The organism is Exiguobacterium sp. s80, assembly GCF_018618725.1.
GTDB classification, from domain to species: domain Bacteria; phylum Bacillota; class Bacilli; order Exiguobacteriales; family Exiguobacteriaceae; genus Exiguobacterium_A; species Exiguobacterium_A oxidotolerans.
The window spans coordinates 838457-863395 of the sequence record NZ_JACSMP010000001.1; the positions used below are offsets into that span (position 1 = coordinate 838457).

The 24939-nt window shown below is 49.8% G+C and carries 23 protein-coding genes; 13 read left to right on the forward strand and 10 right to left on the reverse strand.

Annotated elements, in window-relative coordinates:
- The first annotated feature begins 109 nt into the window (after nucleotides 1–109).
- The 11 genes from parE (at nucleotide 110) to KNP94_RS04550 (ending at nucleotide 11724) form a co-directional block, all read left to right on the forward strand.
- Nucleotides 110–2080 (forward strand): DNA topoisomerase IV subunit B, encoded by a 1971-nt coding sequence (parE, locus tag KNP94_RS04500; protein ID WP_214891813.1) that lies wholly within the window; start codon nucleotides 110–112, stop codon nucleotides 2078–2080.
- Nucleotides 2073–4478: a DNA topoisomerase IV subunit A gene (gene parC, locus KNP94_RS04505; protein WP_215115334.1), complete on the forward strand. Its 2406-nt coding sequence runs from the start codon at nucleotides 2073–2075 to the stop codon at nucleotides 4476–4478. The genes parE and parC overlap by 8 nt, the downstream gene beginning before the upstream one ends.
- Nucleotides 4479–4774: 296 nt before the next feature.
- Nucleotides 4775–5245 carry an NUDIX domain-containing protein gene (locus KNP94_RS04510; RefSeq protein ID WP_235195152.1) on the forward strand — a complete coding sequence of 157 codons (471 nt, stop codon included), beginning with the start codon at nucleotides 4775–4777 and terminating at the stop codon, nucleotides 5243–5245.
- 264 nt (nucleotides 5246–5509) lie between these two features.
- Nucleotides 5510–6157 (forward strand): hypothetical protein, encoded by a 648-nt coding sequence (locus tag KNP94_RS04515; RefSeq protein ID WP_214891817.1) that lies wholly within the window; start codon nucleotides 5510–5512, stop codon nucleotides 6155–6157.
- Nucleotides 6154–6948: a DUF3307 domain-containing protein gene (locus tag KNP94_RS04520; protein WP_214891819.1), complete on the forward strand. Its 795-nt coding sequence runs from the start codon at nucleotides 6154–6156 to the stop codon at nucleotides 6946–6948. Before KNP94_RS04515 ends, KNP94_RS04520 begins: the two co-directional genes overlap by 4 nt.
- Nucleotides 6949–7010: 62 nt before the next feature.
- Nucleotides 7011–7562 carry a histidine phosphatase family protein gene (locus tag KNP94_RS04525; RefSeq protein WP_029330219.1) on the forward strand — a complete coding sequence of 184 codons (552 nt, stop codon included), beginning with the start codon at nucleotides 7011–7013 and terminating at the stop codon, nucleotides 7560–7562.
- Nucleotides 7559–8425, forward strand: a complete 867-nt coding sequence (locus KNP94_RS04530; protein WP_215115335.1) for a ComEC/Rec2 family competence protein — start codon at nucleotides 7559–7561, stop codon at nucleotides 8423–8425. The genes KNP94_RS04525 and KNP94_RS04530 overlap by 4 nt, the downstream gene beginning before the upstream one ends.
- A 12-nt stretch (nucleotides 8426–8437) precedes the next feature.
- Entirely contained in the window at nucleotides 8438–8653 is a 216-nt protein-coding gene (locus KNP94_RS04535) for a DUF3006 domain-containing protein (protein ID WP_157898482.1), read from the forward strand.
- A gap of 139 nt (nucleotides 8654–8792) precedes the next feature.
- Nucleotides 8793–9701 (forward strand): AAA family ATPase, encoded by a 909-nt coding sequence (locus KNP94_RS04540; protein ID WP_029330224.1) that lies wholly within the window; start codon nucleotides 8793–8795, stop codon nucleotides 9699–9701.
- Between the two features lie 2 nt (nucleotides 9702–9703).
- A complete protein-coding gene (locus KNP94_RS04545) occupies nucleotides 9704–10750 on the forward strand; it encodes a DUF58 domain-containing protein (RefSeq protein WP_215115336.1) in 1047 nt (348 codons plus the stop codon).
- Complete coding sequence (locus KNP94_RS04550; RefSeq protein WP_251132567.1) at nucleotides 10747–11724, forward strand: hypothetical protein; 978 nt, start codon at nucleotides 10747–10749, stop codon at nucleotides 11722–11724. Before KNP94_RS04545 ends, KNP94_RS04550 begins: the two co-directional genes overlap by 4 nt.
- Before the next feature lie 217 nt (nucleotides 11725–11941).
- On the opposite strand, the gene KNP94_RS04555 is transcribed toward KNP94_RS04550, so the two are convergent.
- Together KNP94_RS04555 and KNP94_RS04560 are read right to left on the reverse strand one after the other, a co-directional pair.
- Nucleotides 11942–12268, reverse strand: coding sequence for a hypothetical protein (locus KNP94_RS04555; protein ID WP_215115337.1), 327 nt, complete (start codon nucleotides 12266–12268; stop codon nucleotides 11942–11944).
- 133 nt (nucleotides 12269–12401) lie between these two features.
- Nucleotides 12402–13406: a helix-turn-helix transcriptional regulator gene (locus KNP94_RS04560; RefSeq protein ID WP_215115338.1), complete on the reverse strand. Its 1005-nt coding sequence runs from the start codon at nucleotides 13404–13406 to the stop codon at nucleotides 12402–12404.
- Between the two features lie 113 nt (nucleotides 13407–13519).
- On the opposite strand from KNP94_RS04560, the gene KNP94_RS04565 reads away from it, so the two are divergent.
- Nucleotides 13520–14368, forward strand: coding sequence for an alpha/beta fold hydrolase (locus tag KNP94_RS04565; protein WP_214891827.1), 849 nt, complete (start codon nucleotides 13520–13522; stop codon nucleotides 14366–14368).
- On the opposite strand, the gene KNP94_RS04570 is transcribed toward KNP94_RS04565, so the two are convergent.
- A complete protein-coding gene (locus KNP94_RS04570) occupies nucleotides 14354–15022 on the reverse strand; it encodes a hypothetical protein (RefSeq protein ID WP_159172483.1) in 669 nt (222 codons plus the stop codon). The genes KNP94_RS04565 and KNP94_RS04570 overlap by 15 nt on opposite strands.
- Nucleotides 15023–15173: 151 nt before the next feature.
- Between KNP94_RS04570 and KNP94_RS04575 the strand changes: the two genes are divergently transcribed.
- On the forward strand, nucleotides 15174–15710 hold the full coding sequence (locus KNP94_RS04575; RefSeq protein ID WP_215115339.1) for a flavodoxin family protein: 537 nt from the start codon (nucleotides 15174–15176) through the stop codon (nucleotides 15708–15710).
- A gap of 292 nt (nucleotides 15711–16002) precedes the next feature.
- On the opposite strand, the gene KNP94_RS04580 is transcribed toward KNP94_RS04575, so the two are convergent.
- The 7 genes from KNP94_RS04580 to KNP94_RS04610 all read right to left on the reverse strand — a co-directional run bounded on the left by KNP94_RS04580 (nucleotide 16003) and on the right by KNP94_RS04610 (nucleotide 24873).
- On the reverse strand, nucleotides 16003–16464 hold the full coding sequence (locus KNP94_RS04580) for a YflT domain-containing protein (RefSeq protein WP_088837180.1): 462 nt from the start codon (nucleotides 16462–16464) through the stop codon (nucleotides 16003–16005).
- A gap of 96 nt (nucleotides 16465–16560) precedes the next feature.
- The gene (locus KNP94_RS04585; protein WP_215115455.1) at nucleotides 16561–18240 is read right to left on the reverse strand and encodes an FTR1 family iron permease; all 1680 of its coding nucleotides are present in this window, start codon (nucleotides 18238–18240) and stop codon (nucleotides 16561–16563) included.
- The gene (gene efeB / locus KNP94_RS04590) at nucleotides 18224–19465 is read right to left on the reverse strand and encodes an iron uptake transporter deferrochelatase/peroxidase subunit (protein ID WP_088837182.1); all 1242 of its coding nucleotides are present in this window, start codon (nucleotides 19463–19465) and stop codon (nucleotides 18224–18226) included. The genes KNP94_RS04585 and efeB overlap by 17 nt, the downstream gene beginning before the upstream one ends.
- Before the next feature lie 2 nt (nucleotides 19466–19467).
- The gene (gene efeO / locus KNP94_RS04595) at nucleotides 19468–20301 is read right to left on the reverse strand and encodes an iron uptake system protein EfeO (RefSeq protein WP_215115340.1); all 834 of its coding nucleotides are present in this window, start codon (nucleotides 20299–20301) and stop codon (nucleotides 19468–19470) included.
- A gap of 135 nt (nucleotides 20302–20436) precedes the next feature.
- Entirely contained in the window at nucleotides 20437–22116 is a 1680-nt protein-coding gene (locus tag KNP94_RS04600) for a DUF2339 domain-containing protein (RefSeq protein WP_088837184.1), read from the reverse strand.
- A gap of 159 nt (nucleotides 22117–22275) precedes the next feature.
- Nucleotides 22276–23361: an SH3 domain-containing protein gene (locus tag KNP94_RS04605; RefSeq protein ID WP_088837185.1), complete on the reverse strand. Its 1086-nt coding sequence runs from the start codon at nucleotides 23359–23361 to the stop codon at nucleotides 22276–22278.
- A 462-nt stretch (nucleotides 23362–23823) separates the two neighbouring features.
- On the reverse strand, nucleotides 23824–24873 hold the full coding sequence (locus KNP94_RS04610) for an oxidoreductase (RefSeq protein WP_088837186.1): 1050 nt from the start codon (nucleotides 24871–24873) through the stop codon (nucleotides 23824–23826).
- Nucleotides 24874–24939 lie beyond the last annotated feature (66 nt).

Below are 24939 nucleotides of genomic sequence, written 5' to 3' on the forward strand. Positions count from 1 at the left end.
ACGTTCCCCCTTGTCAGATAGCAAGAAGATGCCTACAATTAGATACAGACTACTAGAAAAACGAACGAATGTTTGGAAAATCGACGTTTTTCTATATGAGGTGAAAACTATGGCGACAGATTTAAACAATTATAATGACGATGCCATCCAGGTGCTCGAAGGACTCGAAGCTGTCCGGAAGCGCCCAGGTATGTATATCGGCTCGACTGACCACCGTGGTCTCCACCACTTGGTGTATGAGATCGTCGATAACGCGATCGATGAAGCCCTTGCCGGGTTCGGGGAACAGATCGATGTCACGATCCATAAAGATAACGCCATCACGGTCCGTGACCACGGGCGCGGGATGCCGACGGGAATGCACGCGTCGGGGAAACCGACGGCAGAAGTCATCTTCACCGTTCTCCACGCCGGCGGAAAATTCGGGCAAGGCGGTTATAAGACGTCTGGTGGATTGCATGGTGTCGGTGCCTCCGTCGTCAATGCCTTATCAACAGACTTGAAGGTGACGATTTATCGTGACGGAAAACAGTTCGAGCAAACGTTTGAAAATGGCGGAATGCCTAAAACGACGTTACTTGAGACGGGAGCGACGCGTCAAAAAGGAACAGGCGTCTATTTTAAGCCGGATGCGAAAATTTTCAGTACCTTGACGTACAACTACGAAACGCTCGCTGAACGTCTTCGTGAATCCGCTTTCCTCTTAAAAGGCTTGAAAATCACGTTGACGGACGAACGGTCCGACAAAGCAGATGTCTTCCAATACGAAGAAGGGGTTAGCGAGTTCGTCGGTTATTTGAACGACGACAAGGATGTCCTGCATCCGACGGTCGCGTTTGAAGGCGTCGAAAACGAAATCGAAGTCGATATCGCGTTCCAATTCACGGACGCCTACTCGGAAAACGTCCTGTCGTTCGTTAATAACGTCCGGACGCGTGACGGTGGAACCCATGAAGTCGGTTCGAAAACGGCAATGACCCGCGTCATGAACGAATATGCCCGTAAAAATAGCTTATTAAAAGAAAAAGATAAAAATCTCGACGGCAATGATATCCGGGAAGGCTTGACGATGATCGTCTCGATTCGGATTCCGGAAGAATTCCTCCAGTTCGAAGGACAAACGAAGTCAAAACTCGGTTCTCCTGAAGCACGGACGAGTTGTGACGCCGTCATCAGCCGCCGTCTGTCGACGTACCTTGAAGAAAACCCGCAAACGGCGACTTTGCTCATTAAAAAAGCCATTCGTGCGGCACAAGCGCGCGAAGCAGCCCGCAAAGCCCGGGAAGAAGCGCGCAACGGCAAGAAAAAGAAACGTTCCAGCATCTTAAACGGGAAATTGACACCGGCCGCTTCAAAAAACGCCGACAAAAATGAATTGTTCCTCGTCGAGGGAGATTCTGCCGGAGGTTCTGCAAAACAAGGACGGAACCGGACGTTCCAAGCGATTTTACCGTTACGCGGGAAAGTCCTCAATACGGAAAAAGCGAAACTCGCGGACATCATGAAGAATGAAGAAATCAACATGATCATCCATGCGATTGGAGCCGGGGTCGGGGCAGATTTCGACCTGTCCGACTGTAATTTCGACAAGGTCATCATCATGACCGATGCCGATACCGATGGCGCCCACATTCAAGTCCTCCTGCTGACGTTCTTCTTCCGGTACATGCGTCCGTTGATTGACGCCGGGAAAGTCTTCGTCGCTTTACCGCCGCTGTATCGTGTCTCGAAAGGTAAGGGAAAAACGGAGAAGTTCGAGTATGTCTGGGATGAAGACACACTGGCGAAAACAACGAAAAAGTATGGTAAAGGCTATATGATCCAACGCTACAAAGGACTTGGTGAGATGAATGCTCCTCAACTTTGGGAAACGACGATGGATCCTGAGACCCGGACATTGATTCGCGTCACGATCGACGACGCCGCCGTTGCTGAAAAACGTGTTTCCGTCTTGATGGGCGATAACGTCGGCCACCGCCGGTCATGGATTGAAGATAACGTCGCGTTCGGACTCGCGGAAGACATCTCAATCATTGAAAATGAACACGTGACGAAAGCGAGTGTGACAAAGCATGTCTAATCTACAAAACATCTTAAATTTATCGCTCGAACAGGTCGTCGGTGACCGGTTCGGACGTTATTCGAAATACATCATTCAAGACCGGGCTTTACCGGATGCGCGCGACGGGCTCAAACCCGTCCAGCGGCGTATTCTCTATGCAATGCATACGGAAGGGAATCTGTTTGACCGTGCGTACCGGAAGTCTGCCAAGACGGTCGGGGTCGTCATCGGCAATTACCATCCTCACGGCGACTCGTCTGTCTATGAGGCGATGGTCCGCTTGAGTCAGGAGTGGAAGTTACGGTACCCGCTCGTCGACATGCAAGGGAATAATGGATCGATCGACGGCGATAGCGCGGCCGCGATGCGGTATACGGAAGCGCGTCTCTCGAAAGTCTCAAGCTTGATTCTAGACGGCATCAATAAACAGACGGTCGACTATACCCTCAACTTCGATGATACGACGGAAGAACCACTCGTTTTACCGTCGTTGTTACCGAACTTGTTGATGAACGGCTCGACCGGGATTTCTGCCGGATACGCGACAGAGATTCCTCCGCACCACGCGGGCGAAGTCCTCGACGCGGCAATCGGTCGCATCTCAGGCACGGTCAATGACGTCAACGACCTGCTGACACACATGCAAGGACCTGATTTCCCGACTGGTGGCGTCGTGCAAGGGCTCGACGGGATCAAAAAAGCGTTCGAAACAGGACGCGGGAAAGTCATCATCCGGTCGCGGGCGACAATCGAGACACTCCGCGGGGGACGTCAGCAAATCGTCATCACGGAACTGCCGTACGAAGTCAACAAAGCAAATCTCGTCAAACGGATGGAAGAATTACGCCTCGACCGTAAAGTCGAAGGAGTGGCTGAAGTCCGCGATGAAACGGACCGGGATGGACTGCGTGTCGTCATCGAACTGAAAAAAGAGGCTGATGCAGAGGGGATTTTACATTTTTACCTCAAACAAACCGACCTCCAAGTCGCCTATAACTACAATATGGTCGCCATCCATGAGCGGACACCGCGTCAAATGGGTGTGCTCGCCTTACTGGATGCTTATTTAAGCCACGTCAAGGAAGTCGTCATCCGCCGGACAACGTTTGATCTCGATCAAGCGAAACGCCGCCAGGAAGTCGTCTCTGCCTTAATGACTGCGATTTCCGTCCTCGATGAGACACTCCGTCTGATTCGGGCTGCGACGAACAAAGCGGAAGCAAAAGAGAATCTGATTGAACGCTTCGCCTTCTCGGACCGACAAGCAGAAGCTGTCGTCATGCTCCAACTGTATCGCCTGACAAATACGGACATCGTCGAATTGCAGGAAGAGGCTGAAAAACTCGAGAAGGAAGTCACGCGTCTCGAGAAAATCTTGAACGATGAGAAGACGCGGAACCGCCTCATCATTAAAGAATTGAGCATCTTAAAGGATCAAGTCGCGGATGAACGCCGTTCGACCGTCGAAGCCGAAGTCGAAGAACTGAAGCTGAAGACGGAAGTCATGATCGCCGTCGAAGAAACGATGGTCTTCATGTCGAAAAACGGCTACATCAAACGCTCGTCGCTCCGTTCATTTGGTGCCTCGAACGACCTTCCGGAGATGAAAGAACAAGATCGTCTGCTCTATCAAGGGCAAGCGATGACGACCGATCACGTCATCGTCTGGACGATACGCGGTAATTACTTATTGATTCCCGTTCATCAGCTCCCAGATACGAAATGGAAGGATGGTGGGCAACATGTCGCCAATCTCGTACCACTCGAACCGGGCGACCGTGTCCTCTCGATTGATCTCGTCCGGACGTTTGATGAAACGTCACATTGTCTGTTCGTGACTCGCCAAGGAATGGTCAAACGATCGAAACTGAGCGATTACAATGCCCAGCGGAAGTCGAAACCATTGCAAGGCGTCCGCTTAAAAGCAGATGACGAGGTCCTCTATGCTGCGGTCTCGACTGGCGAGAAACAATTGTTCCTCGCAACGCAAAACGGCTTTGGTCTTTGGTTCACGGAAGACGATGTGCCGGTCGTCGGCGTTCGGGCGGCAGGTGTCAAAGCCATCAACCTGAAGGATGATGATGTCGTCGCAGGGGCGATCGCCTTTATGCAAGCACCGAATATCGTCTTACTGACACAGCGGGGTGCCTTGAAGAAGATGCGCCTTTCGGATCAGTTCCAAATCACGAATCGTGCCTTACGCGGTCAGCAATTGTTGCGTGATTTAAAATCAAAACCGCACCAGGTGGCGGCATTACTTGATGTAACGAATCAAAAAGAACTCGTTTTGATTGGAAAAGAGCAGGCAAAATCGATTCAAATCGGTTCCTTGTCTTATCTCGATCGGTTATCGAATGGTTCGTTTGCGTATGATGAAGAAAAATTCGGTCCACTCGTTGACTGGTATACCGTTTGACGGTCAGACGTCCCTCACGATGAAGCGTGGGGGACGTCTTTTTTTCTGTCTTTTTGTAGGAAATGTCGTCTTTTTAATCATTTTTTTAGATTATTTCCACAAATTATCGGTGAATCTTTAGTTTACAAATTGAAAGAGTGACCAATAACCGCTACAATAAAAGAAAATGGTCAGGTCAAGCATGTCACATCAGACGCGAAGCGGTTCGAAGCGTAGCTTATATGTATTTCTCAAGCAGCTACGGATCCGTCCTTAGCTGCTTTTGTGCCATCTGCCTAACTGGAGAGGTGATGAAGATGAAATTCAGACGACGCGAAAAAGTAGCAATCTATATCACACGGGAACAACCAGAGGGATGGGAACTACTTGTTTTTCATCCACAATCAGCTCCAGATAGTGACTGGCAGATTCCTGCCGGGACGATTGAAGACGCAGAAATCGCCAAGGAAGCAGCCGTCCGCGAGACGCTGGAAGAAAGTGGTCTATCACTTGCGACCGTTCAATACGTTGGCGAAGAAGAGATGCGTTACCCAGAGCGGATGCGGGTCCATTACACATATTTCTATCATGCCCATATCGAATGCCAAGAAAACAGATGGACGCATTGTGTTGCGGGTGACGGTCAAGATTGCGGTGATTTTTTCCATTTCGCCTGGTTGCCGCTTGATCGCATCACACAGCTCGAACGCCGGCATCATATTTTTCTTGATCGGCTCATTCATCGGTTGGAACGTAATCAACCATATGATTGTCGCAAACACGGCTAATGTCGTGTTTTTTTTGTTTTGTCTCACTATATTGAGTTTACCTTACTTATGAGACAAGATTATTTAACTATTGATAATATATGTTATGTTAACTAGTAAAGAAAAATAATTTTTTTGCATGTCCCCCATAAAAAATAGTCAGTTTGCCCCTTTGTTTTTTACTTCCACCCCTGTTACTCTAAATACAGTAACAAATCATTTGTTACCTTTATAACGGTAACATTTCGGTTGTAACCGAAATATCAGTAACAAAGGAGGAATTTGATGCAAGCCGTCGCCATTTCATTTGACGTCAAAAATTCACGCACTTTTCCGCACAAAGAAGAATTATTGCAGACACTCCGGACGTTGGCGGAGCAATTAAATGACCAGTTTAAAGACGCACTCGTCCCATTTCAAATCAAGTCTGGAGACAGCTTACTCGGTGTTTTCCAAAGCTACCCAGTCTGTTATCCCGTTTTACTCGAACTCGTTAATGGTCCGCTCGACGGTTATGTCGGCGTCGGATTTGGTCAATATGAAACGCTTTCGACGACAGAAGCCGACGAAGCGAACGGTAGCGCCATCATTTTTGCCTTCGAAGCGCAAGAGGCGGCCAAAAAATCAGACAATCAAATCGTTTTCGCCGGCCCCCCTTATTTCCCGGCTGCTTTACTAACAGGCTATGTCGATATGCTGTATCCCGCTTATTTTGGGAAAACAGATCGTCAAGTCGAGCTCCATACACTGATGGACCGATTCCCGGACGCAACGTATGAAGAAATCGGACTAAAAATGGGTTTTCAAGAAAAAGATGCCCGAATTAACGTCGCGAAACTTGTTGCCCGCTCGCAACGTAAACAACGGAAGCAACTCGAAACGGCTTTTATACAAGCGCTCGAGCAACTCCAGGTCTGGGAGGCGATTGGATGAATTTACTGTTGAGCCTCCTGATTGCCCATCTCATTGCCGATTTCCCGCTGCAAGGTAAACGGATCGCGGAGCACAAGCACCGGAAGCTTCGCCCCCTGCTCGTCCATCTCGGGATACATAGCCTCTGTACAGCGGCTGTCTTAAGTTATTTTTACCTGACCGGACAAATCGAGCTCGTAAGTGCCCTGTATCTCTTCAGTGCGATTATCGGATCACACGCCGTCATTGACCGCTCGCAACTCAAGCGGATCATCAAACCGGCACCGGCTTTTTGGATTGATCAACTGTTACATATCGGCATCATCATTGGTCTGATTGCGGTGATGTTCCCGATCAGTTGGCCAAGTGATATCACCCTCTCCTTCCAAGTGCTTTGGATCATCATGTGGAGCCTGGTTGCGACGGAACTGGTCGGACGCGGCATCGCCCCCTTGCTGCTACCGTTCGCTCCCCGATTGATTGAATCCCATTTCGAGCGGAAAGTGACTCGTAAGGAACAATTGAACGGGATCAGCCGTTCCGTCACCCACGAGGTTGAGGATTCGGCCCGCAGTTACACGACAGAGATTAATGGCGTTGGTCGCTATATCGGTCTCGTCGAGCGGGCCATCATCGTTATTCTCGTCGCCGTCAATGCGGTTGGTGCAATCGGCTTCATCATCGCTCTCAAAGCATTGGCGCGGTTCAAGCAGTTTGAAGACCGCCGTTTTGCGGAATATTATATCATTGGCAGTTTACTTAGTATTTTGAGCGCACTCCTCTGCGGAATCGCCATTCGCTTCGTATTATAGAACGAGAAAGAAAGTGAGGTGAGACGGTTTCCTGGCTTTACCAGAAAGACCGTCGAACAAAAATGAAAACGATTGGATTAGTCAGACACCACCGGGTCACAGAAGGATATCCGACGAAAGGTTGGATTAGCGCTTCCGACATCGAAGCTTGGATTGAACGGTACGACAGCTCGGCAATTGATGTCAAACCGGTCGAACTCGGACAGACGGACTGGACGATCTGTTATGCGAGCAGTATGCCGCGGGCGATCCAGACAGCAGAGAGTGTCTATGAGGATGAGATCATCGTGACCGATCTCTTACGAGAAGTGCCGTTCCCGACGATCAATTCCCGGATTCGCCTCCCCTTCCTCGCCTGGGCGATCATCGGTCGGCTCGTCGCTCCGTTCAGCAAACGGATTCAGGCGCAGATTAAAGATGCCAACCAACGCATTGAAGTGTTGTTGAATCAATTGGCGTTCGAGAATAATGAACGCGTTCTCCTCGTCGGCCACGGCGGAATGATGTTATTGATGCGGACGGCACTGAAAAAACGTGGTTACACCGGCCCCCGCTTCCGTCACCCGCGCAACGGGATGCTCTATCAATTTGAAAAGAGTGAGGTTAGACGATGAAATGGGCTTCGACGATTCTGCTCGCCCTCGGTCTGATCATCATTTTCTATATGACGCGGGAGGACGAAGCGCTACGCACCGACCGCGCCGAAACGACGGTCTCGGTATACGGATTTGATGTCGGACAAGGTGACAGCACCTTCATCCGGACGAAGACGGACGCGATTTTGATTGATGGTGGCAACAATGGGAAAGGAGATGACGTTGTCCGCTACTTAAAAGCGCTTGGGGTGACACGCATAACAGCCGTCATCGCGACCCACCCTGACGCCGATCACATCGGCGGACTCGACACCGTCCTTGAAGCATTTGATGTCGACCAAGTCTACGCCCCGCGTGTCAATCACACGACCGATACCTATCGTGACTTTTTGCTTGCTGTCAAAAATGAAGGGGTGACAATCAAGACGGCGAAAGCCGGCGTCGTCATCCCGAGTGAATCAGCCGATTTTGAGATCATCGCTCCTTTGACGGACGGGACCCGTGATTTAAACAGTTGGAGTGCCGTCCTGAAGATGACGCACGAGGAGAATACGTTCCTCTTCATGGGGGACGCGCCAATTCGGACGGAGCAACAATTACTAACAGCCGGAATTGACGTCAAGGCAGATGTCTTAAAGATTGGTCATCACGGTGCCGATACATCGTCGTCGATTCCATTTCTTCAAGCCGTCCACCCTGAACGTGCCTTGATTTCAGCGGGAGAAGGAAATGCCTACAACCATCCCCGGCCGACAGTCATGAATGCCTTAGCAGCAGAGAGCATCGCAATCGACCGGACGGACCGGATGGGGACGATTGAATACACATCGGATGGGACGGCAATTACCGTCACAAGTCGCAAAGACTTCCGTCCGAACTAAGGAGGCATGACGATGAAGATGACGGTCACAGCTTTCGAGGAGGCATTCGCCTTGTGTGAGACGGAAGCACGGGAAACGATTCAACTCCCGCGAGAACGACTGCCGGTCGCAGCAGAAGTCGGCGATCGGCTGGAATGGCAAGGGCGCTCGATCCGGATTTTACGTACCGAGACGGTGGCGCGTCGCCAGGAAATCGACCAGTTGATGGATGAACTGTTTGAGGATTGACGCAGGAAGCAGACACAGCGTGTCTGCTTTTTTTACGGATTAATGGAATTAATTAGAAGAAACATCGAGAATTACTGGCGGTTTTATCTGAATTTTCGTACACTTTAGTGAGAAGAAGAAAACAAGGGGGAATTATTTTATGTTTCAACAACTACGTACATCCTTAAAACAATCCGTCCTCGGGCAGGACCATGTCATCGATCATCTGTTGATCGGCATGCTCGCCGAAGGACATGTCTTACTGGAAGATCGACCGGGTACCGGCAAGACGACACTCGCTAAGGCATTGGCGCAGTCGCTCGATGCGAAGTTTTCCCGTGTCCAGTGTACAGCTGATACGCTACCGACCGATTTACTCGGAATGGAGTTGTTCAATCCGTTGACCGGCTCATTCGAACAACGATTCGGCCCTCTGTTCGCCAACATCGTCCTCGTCGATGAAATCAACCGGACGACCCCGCGCACCCAGTCAGCGCTCCTTGAAGCGATGGCGGAAGCACAAGTCACAATCGGTGACACGTCCTATACGTTACCGCAACACTTTTTTGTCATCGCGACACAAAATCCGTTCGATGGACAAGGAACGTTCCCGTTGCCTCAAGCTCAGCTCGATCGTTTTCTTTTCAAACTTTCGTTCACACCACTCGACCGGACTGCTGAAAAAGCACTTTTGCGAGGCGCACATCTCGAGGCGATGGATCTTCATCTCCCACTCGAGCAATTGAACGCCTGGAAACAGGAAGTCGCAGCCGTAACCATCGAAGATACGGTCGAGGACTACCTCCTTGATGTATGTGACGCCCTACGAGCGCACCGTGACATCGAAATCGGTCCAAGTCCGCGGGCGACGCTCGCCTTGCTGAAAGCGGCAAAAGCACGCGCCTGGATGCATGAGCGGAATTACGTGACGCCGGAGGATATCAAGAGCTTGGCCACCCCCTTGCTCGCCCACCGTCTCGTCTTGACCCTTGAAGCGACGTTGAAGATGACGAATGAACGACTCGTCAAACAAACACTTGAATCTTTGACTGTACCGACTGAGGTGTAACCATGCAATTGATTACACCTAAAGCATTCCATCCCATCTTCTTATTTCTCGTCGGGGTAAGTGGTGTCTTTTGCGCCCTATATGGTTCACTCGTCCTCGCCAGTCTATTCGTCGCCTATGTCCTCTACGGCTGGTATATGCCGAAGTGCCTCGAATACTTAGCTAATCAGATCGACGTCCGACTGGTCGAAACGACACGTGCCTTTCGTGACGATGAACTCGCCATCCCGTTTGCTTTAGAAAACCGGGCAAGGTTTTCGCTCGGTAAAGTCACTGTATCCGGATTGCTCGGGGACCAGGTCCGAATCGATGGTGCAGGCAGTCAATTTTGGCGGCATCACCTGTTCGTCGGTAAAAATCAAATCGTTCCGTTCGAAATTGACGTCATCGCCGCACATCGCGGAACGATTCGGATTCAGTCGTTCGATGTGATGATTTCAGATCCGTTCCATACGATGACGCTCTACTTGACATTACCGATTCAACAACTCGGGCATGTCTTCCCGGACTTCGCCCCTGCTTCCGTCGAATGGAACGAACGGCAAATCCCTGGTGAGACGGTTGATCGGTCGAGCCCGTTCACGGACCGGTCGAGCTTTCATTCCGTCGTCCCTTATGCGGGAGACGCCAAGACAATTTACTGGTCAGCATATGCGAAGACGAGCGAACTCTATTCCTATCAATACGACCGTGTCCGGAATCATGATTATGCCGTCATCATCGACGGTCTGTCCGGTGACGGATTGTCCTTGCGGAGTGACTTTGAAAAACTGCTGTCCCGTGGTGCGACAATCATCCGGGAACTTGAAAAACAAGGTGCCTCTTACAGTCTTTGGATTTCGATGGTCAATCGGGATGGTCAGTGGTACCATGTTCCGTCCGGAAAAGGAAAGGAACAGTTTTTACGGACGATGGAGTGTTTGGCGCGCCTGTCAGAGTACGACTTACCGCTTGAACGCCGATACTTCATGAAACGTCTCCAACGGGCCGTCCCGTCGACGACTGCCGCAATCCACCTCGGTCATCGGCAAAAGGAGGTGGGCGCATGATGTTGCTCTGGTGGTTACTCATCATCAGTCTCTTACAGACGATGGCACTCCCGTTGCTTGCCTTTGCGCTGCTTGCCGTCCTACCCGTTCGGAAAGTCCGGATTCTTCTGCAAGTGATCGCTGCGCTCGCCCTGTTTTATGTATCACCATTGATCAGCATCTTCTTATTGTTGGCGACTGCGATCGGTGCTTTCCTCGAGACGATCGAACTCGAGTACCGCTTTGCTTTGACGGGTGCTGTCTTCGTCGGAATTTGTTTCTTGTACCCCGGACTGACACCACCGCTCCTCGCCTATGTCTTGCTTGGTCTACTCGTCCTGACGCCGTTCTTAAAACGACATCTCGTCGAGTGGCGCCGGATTTTGACGAGCGTCACGCTCGCCTTCGGACTTAGCTTTTTGCTCGTCTTCCTTCTTCGCCTGATGAAGGAAGCATTGTTCGGATCCGTCGCAAATTTAATGCGCCCCGCCTTCGAGGCATTCGGTTCACTCTTTACGTGGACGATTCCGCTTTCGGAAAAGGTCGATGAAAAGACGCAGACTGGTGCAACCCTCGGCAACATGGAAGCGGTCGAACCCATCAAACAAGGGGCAATGAACGCCGCGACGATCCAGGTGTTTAATTATGCCGCCCTCGGACTGGCTCTCCTCGTCGTCGGACTGATGTTCTATTTCCTCCGTAAACGACGCGTCGTCACGGTGGAGCAGGACGAGATCGTCCGACCAACCGCCAAAAAGCGGACGAAGGCCGCGAAAAAGCACAGTCAGCATCCGTTGCTCCAACTCGCCTCGCAACTGGAGCAAGCCTTTCCACGCAAACGCGATGAGACGACATACGAATGGCTTGAGCGGATCGCCTTCCCGGAAGTCGAGCGCAATGCCCGCTTGATTGACGGAATCGAGTTTAGTCAAAGTGAACCCGCCTATGATTTGCAAGTTTTCCGTCGTCAGGTTCGGGAACGTATTGAACAATAAAAAAATCTCCATCTCTGTAACAGAGAATGGAGATTTTTCATTTAGTTGAATCAATTTTCGATGCTTTACGTGCGATGACGACGATAAAGACGATCGCACCGACAGGAAGCACTAACGGCATCCAGTCGAGGATATACTGTGTGTTCATGGTATCCCCCCTTATTGGCATGAGCTATAAGCGTAGCATATTCCAAATAACGGGATGATGCAAGTCTCGTTACAGCCGCGGTAAGACCGAATAAGCGATTGAATAATACAGTAAAATACTTGTTGCAAGCGAATAGACGACAAGAATTACCGGGATATGTTTGAGTTGACCACGACGTTTAAAGAGACGAATCGAAAAAATTGTAATGGCTAGTGCAAAGAGTGGACTAAAACCAAAAATGACGATATCCATCGTTTCTAATAATTCTTCCGCAAAAAGTAAGTTAAAAGCAAAAATAAACAATAAGTACCAGGAAGTATAGGATAGACAGACGAAGAATAGATACAATAGTCCATCCATCCAGCCCCGTGTACGGCGATTTTCCATCTGTTGCATGACGTTCCTCCTACATAAGTATCAGATACCCTTAATAGTAGACGGAAAAGATACGCGAAAATATTCAAATATGAATATACGACAAAAAACGACAAAAAGTGTCCTTTCCCTTGCAAGGACACTTTTCGCAGCATTAGTTTACAACAGAACTTTCCTGATAGATTCGTGCCAACTGAAGGACCTTCTCTTTAAAGGTTTCACGACGGATGCTCGGTTCGATGATTTCAGCTTGGTTAGCAAATTGAATCAACCATATCATGAAGCCTTCCGAGAAGAGGGCACTGACTTTAACCTCGAACCAGTCCTCGTCGATTCGTCGACAGCGGATATCCGTCCCGAATCGATCGACGACCGTCGGCATGACGCTTTCGTGAAATTTTAACGTCAGTTGCTCATCTTCCCCTCCGTACATGTTGAACATGTTACTCAAGTAGGAAGGATCCACCTCGACCGGAGTCTCTGCCGGTTCGAATACACTGCACTGGACGATCCGGTCGACACGATATGTCCGAATCTGCTGGACACGTTCATCACGACCGATTAAGTAATAGTTCCCGTTATCGACAATTAGGTGCGCTGGTGTGACGAGATAAAAATCACCATCTCGGCGGAGCTCGAACTTCCGCGTCCGTTCATTAAACTTCCCTTGGTACTGGAAGCTGATGATTTCTTGTTCCGTAATCGCCTTTTGAATCGTATCGATCGAGAACGGAATCACTCCTTTTGGTTTTTTGACCGTATGGATGACGGGGTTCAACGTCTTCGCCAACCGCTCGCTCGTCAATGATTGAATCGTTCGAACAAGCGCCTTCGTCTCACTTTCCGAAATGAATTTCGCACTTGCGATCGCGTCGACGAGTAAACGCAACTGGTGGTGCTCAAACCGCCGGCTGACGAGATGATATGGCGTCGCCAGTCCATTTTTCGTCTCTTCTTTGACGACATCAAACCCTGATTTCGCAAGGGCCTCGATATCGTCCTTCAGCGATTTTCGTGATAATTTTTCAATCAATCCTCGTTTTGATAAAGCGATACTCAAGTCTTCTAACGTCAAGGTCTCCTCTTCGTCCGAGTATTTTTCAAAAATATCCCGAACAGCCAGTAAGCGATCACGGTTTGATAATTTTTCAGTAGGCACGGTACATCCTCATTTCCTATCGTTACGGTATTTGATTATACTTCGAGTATACCGTAAATAAATAATAATATTAACAATAAATTGGTAAAATTTATATCGTTAGGAGAATTTGGATGCATTTGATTGCTGAATGGAAGGAACAACAATTTGATTACCGAGATAGCGGAACAGGTCCCATCATTCTGTTAATCCACGGTACACAGTCCGATTACCGGGAGATTTATCATGTCGAAAAATTAATTCACGCCGGGTACCGCGTGATTGTCCCGTCACGTCCCGGATACGGAAAAACCCCGCTGCGGTTAGCGGAGTCCCCTGTCGAGCTAGCTGCGTTCTATAAAGGTTGGATGCAGGCACGTGGTTTTACGCGCTATACCATCTACGGCATCTCAGCAGGCGGTCCGACAGCAATCGCCCTAGCGAGCCAAAACGATGCCGCTTGCTCACTCGTTTTAGCGTGTGCGATGTCTCATCAAATTTCACTTCCATACCAGAACGTATTGATTCAACCGCTCTTGCAACGTCCACTCCACTTCATTCAGTGGGTATTATGGACGTATGTCAAAGATAAGTTAAAAAAATTTCCTGAAGAGGCGTCCGTCCGGATGGTCGAAATGACGAGCCTGTTGCAACGTAGTGACATTCGGTCACTCTTGACGCATGAGGATGAACGCTTATTGTATGCCGTCGGACTACAGAACGGTCCCGGGCGCGGCGTCTTGTTCGACATCACTCAGCAGCTTGAGCGACAGACACTCGAAACGGTCAGCTGCCCAGTCCTAATCGTCCATTCACAAGCCGATCGCGCTGTCCCGTTCGAGCATGCCCGCTATACGCAGCGTCTGATCCCCCATGCCCAGTTCATCGAATCGAAAAGTCCGGGTCATTTGATTTGGATTGGTCCTTCAGCACGACGAGATGAACGAATGATTGAACGCTTCATCACATTAAATCACCTGTAAACGAACATGTAGCTTCATTTTTTCATTTTCCTCGACAATCGAGATGATTCCCCGGGCCGTCAATTCGTCGATCGCCTGCTCCGTCCGTTCTTCGTTCAAGCGGGCACAGCGGGCGATTTCTGCGATGCCCATTCGACAGGACAGTTGATTCGCTTTGATTTTCGACGAAGGTTTGGCAACGGACCGTTGCAACAAACGCCAAAAGACATGACGGGCGTCGTCCGATAATGCATAGGCGTTCTTTTCAATGACAGGGGGTACATACCGAATGTCTTCACGGATCCGACGAATTAAGTACAGGCTGAGCCATTCCTCGAGTTCAGCTTGAATCCGGAAAAATTCAAACCACCAAAGTTGATCAAGGGCGTGTTCCTCATCACGGCTGAGCATCCAGCTCGGTGGGATTTGATCAAACTCCTCTTCAAGCCAATCCTCATAATCAAGTGCCGTCTCATAGAGGACTTGCGGCGAAATTTGAGCCAACGATTCCCGTGATTTATAGATATCAAAGCTCATCCGACGAAAATGTTCGACGGACGCTGCGACTTGACTGAGCTGAACGAACTTTTTCGTGATGAGACGAGCGAGACCGTCTAAATCATGGTGCATCGCATAAAGGTGTTTTTCTAAAGCAATCAAAATACTTCTTTCCATCAGACGTTTCCTCCTCTTTTCCTGGTGTGCTGATAGTCTTTTTCCGCAATCCCGGTTTTCAAAACCATTCTTAGAAGCAAATCAGTTTATTTCAACGTTTCCTTTGTCTTACAATGGACAAATAGCGATTAATAAAGGAGATGGAACGAAGATGTATACGATTTACGGCAGTTCTAGAAAAGGGAACAGTGAATGGCTCGGTGTCCGCGCATTCGAGGGCATTCCTCATGTATCGGTCGATTTAGCCAACACGATGATTCAACCTGTGGAAGACCGGCGGCATCATGGTGGGTTCTTACCGATTGGCGATGATTACCGGCGGATCGTGGAAGAAATGCTCGAGCATGACGACATCGTGTTCATCACGCCGATCTACTGGTATTCGATGTCCACGAAGATGAAGCTCTTCATCGACCGCTTCAGTGAATCGTTGCGTGATGAAGACTTACGTTTCCGTGAGCGGATGCAAGGCAAGCGATTCCACCTGATTGCTGTCGGCGGCGATGATCCAAAAGAAAAAGGACGCGCCCTTGTGACACAGTTCGACCATATCGCGACCTTTTTAGGAGCCCGTCTTGAAACGGCGATCCTCGCGGAAGGGAATGCACCAGGGGACGTCGAACGCGATACGGTCGCCCTTGCAGAGATTAATGCGTTCCGAGAAAAAATGTCAAAAGCGTACGTTTAAGGAAAGTTATGTAAGGGAATCCTTTGATTAGTTCCATTCTGTAGTCAGACTAATCGGAGGTGGCGATAGATGTTACAGTCGAAAAAACGCAATGAACGCAAGTGGAAACGACTTAAGACACGCAACCATATCGTTTTACTAGAACAGCTATTTCAAACGTATGAAGAAATACGGGTCGTGCGACCACGACTTGATTCTCACTCCACTCCCTTAAATCCGATCGAGCCTTCTCGTTAAGTCGTATAGGACAAAAAAAGACGCATTTGCAATCGCAAATGCGTCTTTTGACTGTTTAGTCGTTTTTGAGCTTCACATTTTGGTCGGCAGGCAAGGTTGTCGTCGTTTCCTCTTCTTCAAGCTTCGGTACACCCGCTCCATAATCTTTCGATTCATCTGCGACGTAAGATGCGGCATAGGCCGGGTTGATTAAGTCTGACTTCGATCCGACAATGACGATATGGCCATGGCGGACTTCATCTTCCAAACTTTCTGCAACATCTTTCGTCATGCCAAGTTCAGATAGTTGGGCGATACGATCTTTTCGATTACTACGGACGGTCGCCATCAATGTTTCAAAAAAAGATTTTTTCGTGACGCGGTAAGCAAGCGTCTGTGTATCGTTCGCAATCCGTTCTGCCAATTCCTCGTCTTTTGCAAAAATATAAATTTGTTTATTTGAATACCCGCCTGACTTTAAACTCGTTATTTCTGCATCGACGCCAGTCATGTCACGGACAATACGTGTTTCAATCATGTTCGTTCATCTCCTTCATACTAAGCCTCAGTTGGCTGTCTCAATATAAAGTTATTCCCGAAACATAATGAATAAAACATGGATTTCAAAAACTGCTTATGAAACTTTCTTTAGTGACGTGCCGCGTCGTTGTTTACGAAGTACCGTCAGGATGATGATGAGGCCTACCAGCACTTGCGGCACCACGGTTTCAATCGTCGGATAAAATCCGATCCAGGCGACGGGCGGCAACGCAAGTGGATGGACAGGCAATACACCTGTCAGTTGGAGCGCGTGCAGACTTACACCGAGTATCTTAAAGGCCATCACATAGATTAAGATGGTCGCGCCTAAGAATAGACGGCGAATCGGCAAACGGACACCGAAATAGATGACTGCAATTGACACGAGTCCAATCAAGAGAATCGCTGCCAAAATGCCTCCACCTAAGGCGAGTGGCGTCATCGCCGGTGCCATCCCGACATAAAAGAGTAACGTCTCCGCACCTTCCCGGAAAATCGTCAAGAAACTGACGATGAAGAGTGAAGTCCGCGATAGGTCGGACACGAGTTGCGTTTGACGGGAAGTGATGGCCGTTTTCGAATGTAACCAATTTCCGACCAGTAACATCACGAGAACGGCGAACAAGCCGGTCCATCCTTCAATTTGCTCTCGTCCGACACTTGCGAGCGCGGTCGAGAAGAAAAATTGAATGATTAGCGCAAGCAGACCACTCGCTAAAAGCCCGAGGACGGCTCCGAACCAGATGTGCCGTTCCCCCCGTAAATTCGCTTTACGTGTCAAGGCGACGAGCGCACTGATAATCAGCAACGCTTCAAGTCCTTCCCGGACCATGACGAGCATCGCGTCGACGAACGTATAGCTCGTCTGGTCGGTCAGTTGTCCGAGCGATGCGCTTAATTCCTGTAACGAAGTGATTGTCGCGTTCCGCGTCTCCTCATTTAAGCGGGCGAGCAATAAGGGGACGTCCGTCTCGACTTGCGTATATAAAGCACTGTCTCGTGTCCGGACCGCCCCTTCTCCGCTCGGCCACTGGGCGATGAACGTCGTCAAAGTCGACCGCGCCCCGTCGAGGTCTTTTGCAACGAGCGCATCCGACGCCTGATCGAGTAAATGGATCAAATCGGTCAATTCGACTGATGCCGTCTTGACGATGTCCCCTTCGACGAATGAGTCGATGCTTGTATCAAACTGGTCGAGGGCCTCGTTCCATTCCGTCTGGTCGAATGTCTGACGTGCTTGTGCAATGCGAATCGCAGATAACGCCATCTCGACTTTTCCGTAGTGACCGATGCTTTCTTCCCGGACGACGCTCTCACGGGCCGTCCATTCCTTTAACAAGGTCTGTTCGAGTGTCTTTCGCTCACCCGCATCCGCTTGCCGCATTTGCTTGGTCACTTCATGCAAATCAAGCAGACGGGTCCGGGCCGCCGCATCCTGCGCGGGACGCATTGTGTCTTCGAGCGTCCGGACGGCCGTCGACAGTGCCGTCAAGTCCGCACTGATCGTCGCGAACGACGCATCCTGATGTTGATTCAGCGTCGATAAACGCTTTAAGATGACGGCTTTTTCATCTGAGTCAGCCAGTTCCTTTGATTGTTTAGCTAACGTCGCGATTCGTTTTGAAAGTGCATCGCGATCTTCCGCCTTCACGGCTGAGATGGCTTGACCAATCGACACGTAAAGGGCATCGGTTTTCGCCTCTGCACCCGCATGGGGGATGAGCGTGCTACATATAAGGAACACGAGTAAGGCAGCTTTAAGCAAAGAGCGCATCACCGATGTAACCTCCTTTTTGAATGCCGCCGAAACACGCGAACAGCGCGCTTCCACGATGAGTAATGTATTCATTCATCCGGTCAGAAGTTGCGAGCCGTTCTTGAATCGTGATGAACTGCTCCGGCGAACGCTGATACGAGAGGAACAACAGACCGGCGTCTAATGCGCCTGTCGTCTCATCAACGCCATCCTGGTAGGAGTAGGAGCGTCGGAGCAGTTGCACCTTTCCTTCACCATGCGCGACTGCTGTATGCGAGTCTGCCGGTAGTTCTGCTTCCCCCCGTGCAATCCGTTTCGTCGGTGTAACGGACGCGAACTCATCTTTTGAACCGAGTGGTGCCCCGGACGCCCGTTCACGCCCGAATGTCCGCTCCTGCTCCTTCAAAATCGTCCGGTCCCAGACTTCAAGGTGCATCTGAATCCGGCGAACGACGAGAAACGTCCCGTTCGTCAGCCAAGGTGAACCATCACGCCATTGATAAAACAGCGTATTCTCCCGCGTCGCTGCTTTCGTCACGTCAGGATTGCCTGTCCCATCTTTGAATCCGAACAAGTTCCGCGGTGTCCCGCCCGTCGCATCTGCCACTTTCGACCGCTGGAAACCGGCTTGCGTCCAGCGAATCTTGACGACACCCCGTCCGATTCGGGTCAAGTTGCGTAACGCGTGGAAGACGACTTGCTGGTCGTCCGCACAAATTTGGACAATCAAGTCACCGCCGGACCATTTCTCATCGAGCTGGTCCAAATCAAATGTCGGTAAATCTCGTAAGAGTGCCGGGCGTTTATGGCCGATGCCGAAACGATCCCCTTCAAATAAACTAATTCCGCAACCGAACGTGAACGTCAAGTGACTTGCAGATAACCCCTCTGCTTCACCGGTGTCGTCCGGTGGGATGTAGGCGCTATCTGTTTCGCCGAGCGATAGTCCTGCTGATAAGCGCGCGCAAGCCCGCGTCCAGCGCTTCAATAAATCAATCAGCTCGTCGCGGCGATCCGTCTTGACGTCAAAAGCGACGAGTTGGACATGATTTTGGGCCGGCGTCATGATGCCCGCTTGATAGGTGCCGTAAAACGGGACTTGATCGGACGCCTTAGCCGTCAAGGCGCGCGGTAAGAAGCGTTCGACACCACTTGCATAAAAAGCTGCACCGAGACCGGTCAGGCCGGCGACTTTTAAGACATCACGTCGCGTCATGCCAGCCTCTAATGTTGGTCGTGTCATGATTATCCCTCCAGTACGATGCCCATCTTCGACAGCGGTTCTGCCAGTTCGTTAATGGCTTGACTCAACTGTTTAACGTCGGTTTTTGATAAGTCCGTGTAGAGGACGTACCCCTTTTCCGTTTTCTTCGCTTCTAATAAGGCATTGACGTCCTCAAAGCGCGCTGCGATCTCTTTTGACAACGCTTCGTCTTGTTTCATCAGGCTCGGGTTCAATAACTGGTAAATCTTTTCCGCCCCTTGGACGTTCGCTGCAAAATCATAAAGATCGGTATGTGAATAGCGGTCTTCTTCGCCTGTCACTTTCGAAGTCGAGACTTCATTCAATAGATCCGTCGCCCCCGTCACGAGAAGCTCCGGTGTCACGTCGACTGTTTCGACTTTTGCACGCAAGAGGTGGACGTCCTGCATCAATTGCTCCGCGTATTGCTCATACCCTTTTGTTGTTCCCTTTTCGAACAAGCCTTGTTCGATCCGGTGATAACCGCCCCACTCGGATTCCTTGACGTCACCTGCACGGGCATCGATTTTCGGATCGAGGTCACCGAAAACTTCCGCGATCGGTTCCGCCCGTTCATAGTGCATCCGCGCCGGTGCATAGAGCGCTTTCGCCTTTTCAAGGTCCCCTTCCTTGACGGCCGTCGTAAAGGCTTCAGTTTTATTCGTGAAGGCATCGAGTTCATTGATCGCATAATCGCGGTAATCGGCGACGACCTGATCGAATTGGCCGTCCGCTGTTTTCGGTGTCGCTTTTGTCGTTGTTTCTTGTTCCCCGCAAGCAGCTAACAAGGTCGCGAGCGACAAGGCACTCGCCGTAAGGATTTTTTTATGTGACATGATTCATTTCCCCCAAATCGTTAAGTAAGTTCAGTTGTTAGTATAGACGATAATGATAATCGTTATCAATATAAATTTAGAGCTAACATGAAAAACCCGTCCTGACGAGCGTCATCAGGACGGGTTTTTGCTCATTTAGTTGTTTTTTCGCTTTTTAAAATACGTCCGTGAAATGATGAACGCCACGATCGCAAACCCGATAAAGACAAACGCTTTTTGGACGAGCGTCAAGAACGATAAATCAAACACTAACAGCTTAATCGCACTGACGCTAAGTAGCAGCAGACCGGATAATCGCCAGACGGACAAATTACGGATCCGACCAATCGTGACGAGAAGCAAGGCAAGTAAAATGTAGGCAACCGATAATGTCGTACTGCGATTCGTTTCGTCGAGTCCGTCATAAAACGGCAGTTCCATGACGAGTAACGTATACGTCGTCAGGACGCCGACGGCTGCGACAACTAGACTGATCTGGAACGTCCCGTCCTCGACCATCGCGCGGTGTTGTTGCACGAGTAAATAAATTAAACCACTCGTCGCAAGTACTAAGGCGACGACCGAAAGACGAAACGAGTCGTTCATTGCCGCGTACATACCCGACTGCGTAATCTGGTCGAAGATGAAGTAGACATACAAAGCGAGAGCGATCATCCGTTGGTACGGCATGTGCTGGCGTTTGACGAACCAAAGGCCGATCAGGATGCAGGCGAACAACAGGGTTTCGAACTGCTCGCTCAGTCGGAGTATGTCATAGGGAATTTGCGTGATCGCGTAGAACACCGTCGCGTGACCGACTGCATTGTGCCAGGCATCTTTTGAGTAGTTAGCGATGCTATAGGCAAGCCCTGCCAGCGCGAGGGCAATCAGTGTCCCCCACTGCCAATCGATGACGGCTAGACTCGCAATCACAATAAGACCGGCCCCGTAACTCGGATAATTCCACTTCATCCGGAGACGTTGCCCAGTGAAGGCGGTCCCGATGTAGCTGACGAGCGACGCAGCAAGCAGTGAGATTTCGTCAGACGTGGACGGTGGTGAAAAGCCGACCATGCTCATCGCTGTAACAAGAGCGATCGTCAGGAATCCCCAGCTGACGACGAAACCGAGAATCGTTTTTAAGCGAACCGCGGCATAGAACAAGGCGGCGAACAATATCACTTCATACAGTAAAAACAACGAAACGTTCGCTTCGTCCGCCAGTTGCAGAAACGGGAGTAAAAATCCGGTGATTGAGACGAGAATCAGGAGGACACGTGACGCCATCCATAACATTAATCCGAACGTAATGAATAAAATGACGAGTTCGAGCGAGAAGGCAAGACCTGGCGAATAGAATTGATACAACGCCATGCCAGCGAACAAGGCGGCTAAAGAAACGATGGTCCCCGTCGCGACGAGCCCGACGCCGAGTTCTCGTCGCTTTTTCTCATACTGATACTCGCCTACTCCGATTAAGAGCAATCCGATGAGCACTCCGCTGCCGACTCGGACCGCTGGATTGACCCAGCCGGAGATCGAGGCGTAAGAAAATAAGAAAATTGCCCCAATCGCGGCAAAAATTGCGGCGATGCGCGGTAACCAGATGGTCGCAATCATGTGTTCCCACTCATCGCGCGTCCGGATTTGTTTGATTTTTGGTGAAAACGTGTCGTCTTTTTTGACGAAGGCGGGTCTTTTTTTCGGTGTCGCGACCGTACTTTGCTCCGGAGTCGACGTTGGATGCGGAACAGGATGCAGCTGTTCGAGTTGCGCGACACGTAACTTCAACGCCTCGAGTTCCTGTTCCAGTTGGGTGATTCGTTGTTCTTCCATCATTCCACCCTTTCTTTATTTTAGATGGTACTAGTGTACCTGTTTCTTCTGCCTTTTTCTTATTTTTTCAAAAATAAGGAAACGTTAGGTGACGATTCAACGAAAAAAAACGACTTCCGCCCTTTTGGAAAAGGTGAAAGTCGTTTGTCAGGAGACCGGTTAACGAACGGATAACGCATATTGTCCCGTCGTGTTATAAACAGATGTGAACTGTGCGCGACTGACGGCGTATTTCCCACGGTACGGATCAGACACGTAGAACGAACTGCTTGAAACACCCGTCACGAGCATGACGTGATAGTTCCGGTACCCGGTGAACGTTTTGCCGTCCGGCTTGATCCAAGAGAAGTAGCCATATGGATTTTTGAAATCAACGGTCGCCCAGACGATGACGGGATTCCCGCTCCGGATTTCACGTTCAATCTTACTGACACCTTGTTTGGAGATATCGACGGCGCCACTCCGGTATTTTTTAGCGAGCGGGAGAATGCCTTTTGGATAGACGCCCCAGTTTTTGTAGTAAGAGAGCGTCCCGGCCGGATCACCCGTAAACATTTTTTCTGGATCGGCCCAGTAGTATTTCCCATTTTTGTAGGTCGCATTGCTGATGCTTTTCGGTAGTTGTTTATAGAGCGACGCAGCCGAAACAGACTTTTTCTTGTAGGCGAGCGCCATCTTCAACGAGACGAACTCGCAACCTGACGGGTAGCCTAACGTGTATTGATTGTAGTACGGGACATTTAATTTTTTAGTCGTACTGCTCGTTGGCTTCGTTTTCGTTAAGTACTGTGTCGAGACATAGCGGTAGCTCCCGCTATACAAAATACGTGTAAAGCTCCCTGACGTGCCATACGTTGCGACTTTGACCCCTTTACCGAGCTGGGTGACGGATTTGTATTTTGTGCTCGGGCCCGTTCTGACGTTTAACGTCCCGACCGTCGTATACTTCGTGCCGGTCGATGTGTATTTCGAGGACGTCGTCGATGTCTTCACATAATCTTTGTGTATGTACCCCGTCCGTGATTTATAGGTGATTTTGTACCAACTTCCCGATGTTCCTTTTAACGTATAGACGTTTCCTTTGACGACATTCCCGAGAATCTTGCTTGAGGTCGTCGGCTTTTCACGGACACGTAAGACTGCGGTCGTGATGGTCAGCTTCGTGGCGGCATGTGCGACGAGCGACGGACTGAATACGCCAAACAGAACACCAGCGACGATGACACTTGAAAAAAACTTCTTCATGATAGACCCCCTTAACAGAATGACAATACGATGATATACACCATTTTTCCCAAGTTATTGAAATAATAATCATGATTTCAAAAGAAAATTCTGAAAAAATAGAAATATCTTCATTCTTTGTAACAAAAAAAATCCTCCTGTTGTATATGCACAACAAGAAGATTCAGACTGTAGACAAAGTTCTATCGGGAGATCAAGCGTCTTTGTTCGTTGCGTTCCTCGGGCGAGGCGCAAGCCGTTGCTCCTTGGATCCTAGCGGCCAACGCGCAGGGTCTTGCCTGCCTCTGAACGTGCGTTAAAAACGCACTTTTTCCCGTAGGAGTCAACGAAACATGACGCTTTTTAGCTAATACCGTGACCAAAAAGCCGGGCATGGAGACGTTTTAAAGCGCAATCCGTCTTGAATCGCTTTTAAAGCACGAAAAGTAATCGGTCGCGACCCTGTAGCTTTTTATATGAAATTCAATTTTTAATATTGACGATAAACGGTGACGGTTGAGTGAACGCCTGCTCGAGCACATGGGCGACGAACGTCGTCTCTTCTTCCGTCACTGGAAGAGGGGCATCTTCAACGATACTCCGGTAAAATGCCCGATATAATTTACCGTAGTCACCAATCGGACTCGGAATCCGGACATTTTGAAGATGATTGTGGTTATCATGATAGAGTAACCGACCGAAATCATCTTCCGAATCTTCCCCGAATCCTTCTTCCCCTGGGAAGTAGTCTGCTTTTAAGTCAAGCTCTTGCCGATCGACATGCTGTTTGATGAACGTCCCGTTCGTCCCATGAATCATCCAGCGCGGAGCGGGTGCCAGTGCGACATGACTCGTTCGGACACTCGCCTTGAAATCGTCATAATAAAAATCAAGCGCAAACGTATCGTCCGGAATCGCAGTACCCCGGACGGTTCGGATGTCATAAGCGACTTGGTTCGGTCTTCCGAACAAGGCAATGATTTGATCAATCGTATGGACGCCGAGACTATAGAGCGCACCGTTCTCATTCGCCGTATTCGCCGGCTTCGCATCCGGGCGATACAAGTCGAAATGCGAGACGACTTCGACGATGCGACCGAGCTTTCCGGACGCAATGACTTGGGCGACGGCTTGAAAGTCGCTATCGAAACGCCGATTTTGATAGGCGAGTAGCTTGACGCCTTGCTTACGTGCTTCCTCAAACAGTTGCACCGCTTCTTGTTCTGTGACGGTAAAAGGTTTTTCGACGAGGACGTGCTTCTGCTGTTGCAACGCCTTCAAGGCATAGGCAAAATGCGTCGCAGGCGGTGTGTTGATGACGACGACTTGAAGCTTCTCGTCCGACAACATCTTGTCGAGGTCCGTCGTGAACTGGACTGCGGGAAGCTTGTCCATATATTTTTCCTCTAACTCCGGTTTTGCCGTCCGATTATAAATCCACGTCACCTCGAAATGGGGATCAATCATGACATAAGGCAGATGATAACGGGTCGTGCTCTTACCGAAGCCGATGAAGCCAATCTGAAGTCGCATCCTATCACTCCTCGCAATTACTTTTCTTTTACCTTAACAAAGCGGCTACGACTTGTCTTGAACAAA